This is a genomic window from Streptomyces sp. ISL-11, from assembly GCF_018614525.1.
Taxonomy (GTDB): domain Bacteria; phylum Actinomycetota; class Actinomycetes; order Streptomycetales; family Streptomycetaceae; genus Streptomyces.
Map to the genome: position 1 here is coordinate 1 of NZ_JAGGOL010000208.1, position 8,063 is coordinate 8,063.

The following is an 8,063-nucleotide window of genomic DNA, read 5'->3' on the forward strand; positions in this document are numbered from 1 at the left end:
GCCGGGAGCCGGAGCCCCAGGAGCCGGCGGCACGGCGGGCGGCGGTGGCGCGGGAGCAGGTGGTGCGGGAGCCGGCGGCGCGGGAGCCGGCGGGGCCGGTGGCGCCGCCGCCTTCCGGCAGTTCAGCCACACCTCCGCGTCGGTGACCAGGACATGCGCGGAGACGTTCACGCACCCCTTGCCGGTGTCGACCACCTCCGCGTTCACCGCGCCGCCCACCGTGTTCACGGTGACATGCGACGGCGGGTGATCGGGCAGCAGCCGTGGCAGGCCGTCGACGATCGCCGTCACCGGTCTGCCGCCGATGACGGCGTGCGCGCCGACCTCGTCCGCGGCCGCCTCGCCCGTCAGCGCGAGCACGGCGGCCGTGGCCAGCGCCAGCCCGTATCCCGCCCTGTATCCCGCTCTGCGCCGGTCCCTCACCCGTGTCCGCTCCCGCACCACCCGCGTCCGCTCCCGCACCTCAGGGCCGCGGCCCGGAGAGGTCCGGCTGTCCTCGGTCCCGGCGCACGCACTCGATGAGGTAGTCGCCGGTGTCGGGGTCCACCGTGACGCCGTGGGTCTCGCTGCGGAAGCCGGGGAACTCGCGGTCGAAGGACTCCAGGGCGCCCAGATAGCGCAGCAGCGGCCCGTCGGAGTCGCCCACGGACTCACCGGGCATCAGCACGGGGATACCGGGCGGGGTGACGGTGACCATGGCCGCGGCCACGCGCCCGGCGGCCTTGGCGATCCGGACCCGCTCGGTGCCCGAACGGATCAGCTGCTGGTAGCACCACTGGGGCGGGGCGACGGGCTCCGGCAGGTCCTGGAAGGCCGTGTCGAGCAGGGTGACCAGGTCGGCCCGGCGCAGGTGGTCGTGCATCGACCGGCACAGGGCGCCGAGTGTCATGCCGTCGTAGCGCCGCGGGTGCTCTGCGAGGAGGCCGGGCAGGACCTGGTCGAGCGGTGTGTCCGCGTCGTGGAGCGCCTTGAAGTCCATCAGGGCGTCCAGGAGGGTTCCCCACTTGCCCTTGGTGATGCCCATGGAGAAGAGGATGAGCGTGGTGTAGGTGTCGGTCTTCTCGACCACGATGTTCCGGGTCGCCAGGTAGGCCGTCAGGATCCGGGCGGGGATGCCCGTCTCGGCCGCCCGGCCGGTGGCGTCGATGCCGGGACAGGTCAGCGTGACCTTGACCGGGTCCAGCAGGCAGTAACCCTCGCCGAGCCCGGGGAAGCCGTGCCAGTCGGCACCCGGCGCCAGCTCCCAGCAGGACGGCTGGGTGCGCAGCAGCTCGGCCGGCGCGTCGGCGAAGGCGTGCTGTTCGCCGGTGGCCGGATCGGTGACGGTGTCGGGCTGCCAGACGCCGAAGAACCAGGCGGGCCGGTCCCCGGCGGCGGCGATGCGGGCCCCGGTGCGGACCACGGCCTGCCGGAACCGGACGGCCTCGGTGACGGCCTCGTCGATCAGCCAGTGTCCCTGCGGGCCGTCCATCATCCCGGCGGCGACGTCGAGGGAGGCGATGGCGGGGTAGAGCGGTGAGGTGGTGCCATGCATCATGAACGCCTCGTTGAAGCGTTCGTGCTCGACCGGCGCCCTGGGCGAGGGCTTGACGTGCACCATGGCGCTCTGCGACAGCGCGGCCAGCAGCTTGTGGGTGGACTGGGTGGAGAAGACGGTGGGCCGCTCGGGGGCGTCGAAGGTGTCGGGGCCCACGGACATGCCGTAGCGCCCGGCGTAGAGGGGGTGGAAACGCGCGTACGCGAACCACGCCTCGTCGAAGTGCAGCCGCGGAGTGCTGGGCGCCAGCTCCCGTGCGACCCGCAGGGCGTCGTAACAGAGCCCGTCGTAGGTGGAGTTGGTCAGTACGGCGTACTCCGCCCGGGGCGAGAGGGCACCGGCGGTCAGCGGATTGCGGGCGATGCGGTCCGCCACCTCCGCCGCCCCGATCCCGGCCGGGGGCAGCGGCCCGGCCAGCCCGTAACCATTGCGGGTGGGCACGAGGTACACGGGTCGGGCACCGGACAGGATCAGGCCGTGCAGCACCGACTTGTGGCAATTGCGGTCCACCAGCGCGATCTCGTCCCGGGAGACGCAGAAGTGGCCGACCATGCGGTCGGCGGTGGAGTCGCCGTGGAGGACGAAGTACGTACGGTCGGCGCCGAAGATCCGGGCGGCGTTGCGCTCGGCGTCCCCGATCGGGCCGGTGTGCTCGAAGAGGGAACCGAGTTCCCCGACGGAGATCGACAGGTCGCTGCGGAAGAGCCGCTCACCGTAGTAGTCGAAGAAGGCCCGCCCGACGGGGGACTTGAGGAAGGCGACGCCACCGGCGTGCGCGGGGGTGTGCCAGGAGTACTCGTGGGCGTCGTCGAAGCGGCGCAACGCCTTGAAGAACGGCGGCAGCACGGCCTCGGCGTACGTCCGCGCCGCGCCGGCGATCCGGCCGGCGATGAACGCCGGCGTGTCCTCCAGCGGCCAGATGTACCCGACCACGCTCTCCGACACCCACAGCGGCAGGTGGTCGAGGTCCTCATCGGCGCCCTCCGTCATGACGAGGAGGACGGGCAGGTTCTTGAAGCGCCGGCCGATCTGCCGCAGGACCGCCGCCCCGCCCGGCACGTCGTCGCCGCTCTTGCCCGGGGAGAGGTCCCAGGCCACCACCGCGGCCGCCAGTCCCGCCTCGGTGCGCAGCACCGCCCGCGCGTCGGCCTCCGTCCGGGCCCAGCGCACCTCCAGGCCGTGCGCCTCCACCTCCTTGCGGATCCGGCGGAGCTGCTCGCCCTGGGACCCCTCTCCGAGCGGGTCCTCGCGCAACGCGAACAAGATCGTGCCGCCGGCCATACCGTCCCCCCATTTTGAGATCAGCAGGTTGTCCTGTCGGCCAGTCTCCGCAACGGAGTGCGGCCAGGTGGCGTACGAACGGCTAAACCACCCGACGGAGGGACTCCCGGAACGCCAGGGCCGGTTCGGCCGCCGCACACCGCTCCCGTCAACCGAGCGGCGGCGTCACGCCGTGGGCAAAGCGTGGCGCGAGTTTCTCGGTCAACTCGCCGGGGTGTCAGCGCGAGAGACCGGAGAAGGCAGGACGGGGCATGGCCGCGCGGTCCTCCTTGATGTTCACACCACAAGAACCCGCGCGGCCACCGTCATGTCACGACCAACCTCGATCAATTGCGCGGGTCAGTCCGTTACCAGCGCATCGCGGTGAAGTCGACCGGGCGGGGCCGGAGTGCTCGGGTACGCGCCGTCAGCCGCCGCAGCCGTTGGGCCATGTCGTCGCTGGGGAGGCGTTGGCGGTCGCCGTGGCCCGGCAGTAGCCACTCGAAGCGCAGCCGGCCGGCGGTCCGGGCCAGGGAGGCGGCCAGCTCCTCGATGGAGTACCAGGTGACGCTGTCGGCCACCTCGACGTCTGCTGTCGTGCGCGACCAGTAGAAGCTGTCGCCGCTGAAGCAGTACCGCTCGTCCGCGAGGTAGAGCACGCTGCCGCGTGTGTGGCCGGGAACGGGGAAGGCGATCACCCCTTCGGCAATCGCCGACGGGTCGGTGCCACGCAGCACACGGTCAGCGTCCGGGGCGGCATCGAGGTCACCCTCGTGGATCCACAGCCGGGCGCCGAAGTGGTCGGCGTAGCGGCGGCCGTGCGCGGCGTGGTCGCGGTGCGTCAGCAGGACATCGGTGACGGGGCCCAGCGCCTCGTAGCGCGCGGCCAGCGAAGTGCTCCAGCGCGGCGTGTCCACCATCATCGCGCTGCCGTCGGGGCGGCGCAGCAGGTAGGAGTTGGCCCCTGCGGTGTGCGTGGAGTTGTGCCCGCACAGGTGCACGGTGTCGTCCAGGGCCATCGGGAAGGGGTCCAGTGCGGCATCCAGCCGCCCGCCCAGGGGACGGATCGACCGGGTGGGGCAGGCGTGCGCAGCGGCGTAGAGCTGCCGGATCTCGGTCTGGCCCTGCGGCTGGCGCAGGACGACCGCACGGCCGCCGGCCTCACCGATCAGGCCGGGGGCAAGCTGCCGGGCGACGTCGCAGTTCATGCAGCGCTCGTCCACCTGCCAGCCGCCCTCAAACCGTTCATCGCCCATGGCCCACTCCCTGTCGCACTGCGCCCGCTGACCGGCCGCTCACCCTCAGGGGTATCCCGCGCCGTGCGGATACAGGAAGAGGGTCTGGATCTTGTGCTTGCGGAATCACCCTGCTCTGAGGGAAATTTAAGCGCTTTTATCCCTTTTTGAAGGTCCATGCGGCTCGGACGAACGTGGCGGCGGTACGGAACCCGGGCAGCCTTACAGCCCACCCGCGATCAATCGTGGGTCAGGCCGTAAGGGGTGAACAGTTCCCGGGGGGAGATTGAGGACACCGCGCGCAGCGCGGTCCGGGGGACCGGGGCGCCCCGGAAATAGGATCGTGCGCATGCACGACCCCTACGTCCGCGTCCGCGGCGCCCGCGAGCACAACCTTCAGGCCGTCGACGTCGACATCCCCCGCGACGCCCTCGTCGTCTTCACCGGGGTGTCCGGATCCGGGAAGTCCTCGCTCGCCTTCGGCACCGTCTACGCCGAGGCCCAGCGCCGGTACTTCGAATCCGTCGCCCCCTACGCCCGCCGGCTCATCCACCAGGTCGGCGCGCCCAAGGTGGACGACATCAGCGGACTGCCGCCCGCCGTCGCGCTCGAACAGCGGCGGTCCGCGCCCACCTCCCGCTCCTCCGTCGGCACGGTCACCACCCTGTCCAACTCGCTCCGCATGCTCTTCTCCCGCGCCGGCACCTACCCGGAAGGCGCCGAGCGACTGGATTCGGACGCCTTCTCGCCCAACACCGCCGCCGGGGCCTGCCCGGAGTGCCACGGTCTCGGGCGCGTCCACCGGGTCACCGAGGACTCGCTGGTCCCCGACCCGTCCCTGTCCATCCGGGAGGGAGCCATCGCCGCGTGGCCGGGCGCGTGGCAGGGAAAGAACCTGCGGGACATCCTCGACACGCTCGGTCACGACATCGACCGGCCCTGGCGGGAGCTGCCGCGGGCGGACCGCGACTGGATCCTGTTCACCGACGAGCAGCCCGTCGTCACCGTCCACCCCGTGCGCGAGGCCGAGCGCATCCAGCGCCCGTACCAGGGCACGTACATGAGCGCCCGCCGCTATGTGCTGCACACCTTCGCGGACTCCAAGAGCGCCACCCTGCGGGCCCGCGCCGAGCGGCACCTGGTCAGCGGGCCGTGCCCGGTGTGTGAGGGGCGGCGACTGCGGCCCGAGGCGCTGGCCGTCACCTTCGCGGGGCGGGACATCGCCGCTCTCGCCGCGCTGCCGCTGGCCGGCCTCGCGCGGCTCCTGGGCCCGGTGCGCGACGGCGAGGGCGTCGCGGCGACGCTCGCCCAGGATCTGGTCGCCCGCATCGAGGTGCTCACCGAACTGGGCCTGGGCTACCTCTCCGTGGACCGGTCCACCCCGACCCTCTCGGCCGGCGAGCTCCAGCGGCTGCGGCTCGCCACGCAACTACGGTCCGGTCTCTTCGGCGTCGTCTACGTCCTGGACGAACCCTCCGCGGGTCTCCACCCCGCCGACAGTGCCGCGCTGCTGACCGTCCTGGACCGGCTCAAGGAGGCCGGCAACTCGCTGTTCGTCGTGGAGCACCACATGGACGTCGTGCGCCGCGCCGACTGGATCGTGGACGTCGGGCCCAGGGCGGGGGAGCACGGCGGGCGCGTGCTCTACAGCGGGCCGGTGGCCGGTCTCGCGCGGGCCGAGGAGTCCGCCACGCGCCGCTTCGTCTTCCCCGACGGGGCCGCGCCCCCGGCCCGTACGCCACGGGAGCCCTCCGGGGTGCTGCGGCTGCGCGGCGTCACCCGGCACAACCTCCGCGACCTCGACGTGGACTTCCCGCTCGGGGTCTTCACCACCGTCACCGGCGTGTCCGGCTCGGGCAAGTCGACGTTGGTCGGCGAGGCGCTGGCGGAGACCGCCGCCGCGCACCTGGACGGCCGGGAGCCGGCGGTGAAGGCCGAGGGGCTCGCGGCACTCGACCGGCTCGTACGCGTCGACCAGAAGCCCATCGGCCGCACCCCGCGCTCCAACCTGGCCACCTACACGGGCCTGTTCGACGCGGTGCGCAAGGTCTTCGCGGCGACCGACGAGGCCCGCGCCCGCGGCTACGGCGCCGGCCGGTTCTCCTTCAACGTCACCTCCGGACGCTGCGAGGTCTGCCAGGGCGAGGGCTTCGTCGCCGTCGAACTCCTCTTCCTGCCCGGTACGTACGCCCCCTGCGAAGCCTGCCGGGGCGCGCGCTACAACCCCGCGACACTGGAGATCACCTACCGGGGCGCGAGCATCGCCGACGTCCTCGACATGACCGTCGACGCCGCGGCCGGGTTCCTCGCCGACGTGCCCGCCGCGCTGCGCGGCCTGCGCACGCTCCAGGACGTCGGCCTCGGCTACCTGCGCCTGGGCCAGCCCGCCACCGAACTCTCCGGCGGCGAGGCCCAGCGCATCAAACTCGCCACCGAACTCCAGCGCACCCACCGCGGCCACACGCTGTACGTCCTGGACGAGCCCACGACCGGGCTGCACCCGGCCGACACCGAACTCCTCCTGCGCCAGCTGCACGGACTGGTCGACGCCGGCAACACGGTCGTGGTCGTCGAGCACGACATGGCCGTCGCGGCCGGCGCCGACCACGTCATCGACCTGGGGCCCGGCGGCGGGGCGGCGGGCGGCCGGGTCGTGGCCGCGGGGCCGCCACGGGCGGTGGCGGGTGCCGCGGAGAGCGTGACGGCGCGGTATCTGGCGGCGGCGCTCTTGGCCGTGTCCGGCCGGTCTTCGGCCGCCTGCGGCGGCGGGCGCCCTGCGGGCGCGTCCTCAATCGCCGGACGGGCTTGATTGCGGCTGAGCTCAGCCGCAATCAAGCCCGCACGTCCTCGGCCACCGGAACGGCAGGAAGCAGCCGCACGCACCCTGGACGGGTGGGGCGTCCTCCCCGATACGCTCGGACCCGGCCCCGACGGAGCCCCGTCAGGACGGAGGGACATGACCCGCGCCCTGATCGTCGGCGGCGGCATCGCCGGCCCCGTGACCGCCATGGCCCTGCGCCGCGCCGGCATCGACGCGACTGTCCACGAGGCGTACCCGCGCGGCGCCGACCACGTCGGCGCGTTCCTCGTCCTCTTCGCCAACGGCCTCTCCGCGCTGCGCGCCGTCGACGCCGAGCGGCCCGTACGGGAGCGGTCCTTCCCCGCCGACACCGTCGAACTGCTCGACGACGCGGGCGAGCCGCTCGGCACGCACCCCATCGCCGGCTCCCGCGACCCGGCGCTGCGCCCCCGCACCCTCCAGCGCTCCGACCTCTACCGCGCCCTGCACGACGAGGCCGCCCGGCGCGGCATACCCGTCGCGTACGGCAAGCGTCTCGTCGGCGCCACGACCGGCCCGCGCGGCACGGTCGTGGCGTCCTTCGCGGACGGCAGCCGCGCCGAGGGCGACCTGCTCATCGGCGCCGACGGCATCCGCTCCGTCACCCGCGCCCTCCTCGACCCCCACGCGCCGCCGCCCCGCCACACCGGTTACGCCAGCGTCTGCGGCAGCACCCGCGCGCCCGGCCACCGCGTGCCGCCCCGCACCTACCGGATGATCTTCGGCCGGCGGGCGTTCTTCGGCTGCACCACCGCACCGGACGGCACGACCCACTGGTTCGCCACCATCCATCGCCCCGAACCATCCCGGCCCGGGCGGGCCATCGACCCCGGCCGATGGCGCGGGCTCGCCGTCGAGGCCCTTGCCGGCGACGGCGGCCCGGCCGCCGCCGTTGTCGCCTCCACCGGCACCGCCGTCGTCGGCATGGACACCTACGACATGCCCACCACCCCCGTCTGGCACAACAGCAACACCGTCCTCGTCGGCGACGCGATCCACGCCACCGCGCCCCACGCCGCCCAGGGCGCGTCCATCGCCATCGAGGACGGCGTCGTCCTGGCCCGCTGCCTGCGGGACCTGCCCGACGCCGGGCGGGCCTTCGCGGCGTACGAGCGGCTGCGGCGCGAGCGCGTCGAGCGGGTCGTGGCCATGAGCGCCGGCCTCGCCGCCCGCGCCCGGCCCACCCCGGAGC

At 73.4% G+C, this 8,063-nt stretch carries 5 protein-coding genes; 2 read left to right on the plus strand and 3 right to left on the minus strand.

Features of this window, described 5'->3' with window-relative positions; all coding sequences use genetic code 11:
• From J7E86_RS30020 to J7E86_RS30030, 3 genes are all read right to left on the minus strand, one after another.
• The coding region (locus tag J7E86_RS30020; RefSeq protein ID WP_215085974.1) for a hypothetical protein at positions 1–423 on the minus strand (423 nt) is incomplete at its 3' end.
• 40 nt (positions 424–463) lie between these two features.
• The gene (locus tag J7E86_RS30025; protein ID WP_215085970.1) at positions 464–2,818 is read right to left on the minus strand and encodes an Orn/Lys/Arg decarboxylase N-terminal domain-containing protein; all 2,355 of its coding nucleotides are present in this window, start codon (positions 2,816–2,818) and stop codon (positions 464–466) included.
• A gap of 347 nt (positions 2,819–3,165) precedes the next feature.
• Positions 3,166–4,053: an MBL fold metallo-hydrolase gene (locus J7E86_RS30030; protein ID WP_251019887.1), complete on the minus strand. Its 888-nt coding sequence runs from the start codon at positions 4,051–4,053 to the stop codon at positions 3,166–3,168.
• Positions 4,054–4,381: 328 nt separating this feature from the next.
• On the opposite strand from J7E86_RS30030, the gene J7E86_RS30035 reads away from it, so the two are divergent.
• Positions 4,382–6,841, plus strand: a complete 2,460-nt coding sequence (locus J7E86_RS30035; protein ID WP_215085971.1) for an excinuclease ABC subunit UvrA — start codon at positions 4,382–4,384, stop codon at positions 6,839–6,841.
• A gap of 147 nt (positions 6,842–6,988) precedes the next feature.
• Positions 6,989–8,063: FAD-dependent monooxygenase (locus J7E86_RS30040; RefSeq protein ID WP_215085972.1), on the plus strand; the 1,075-nt coding region annotated here is incomplete at its 3' end.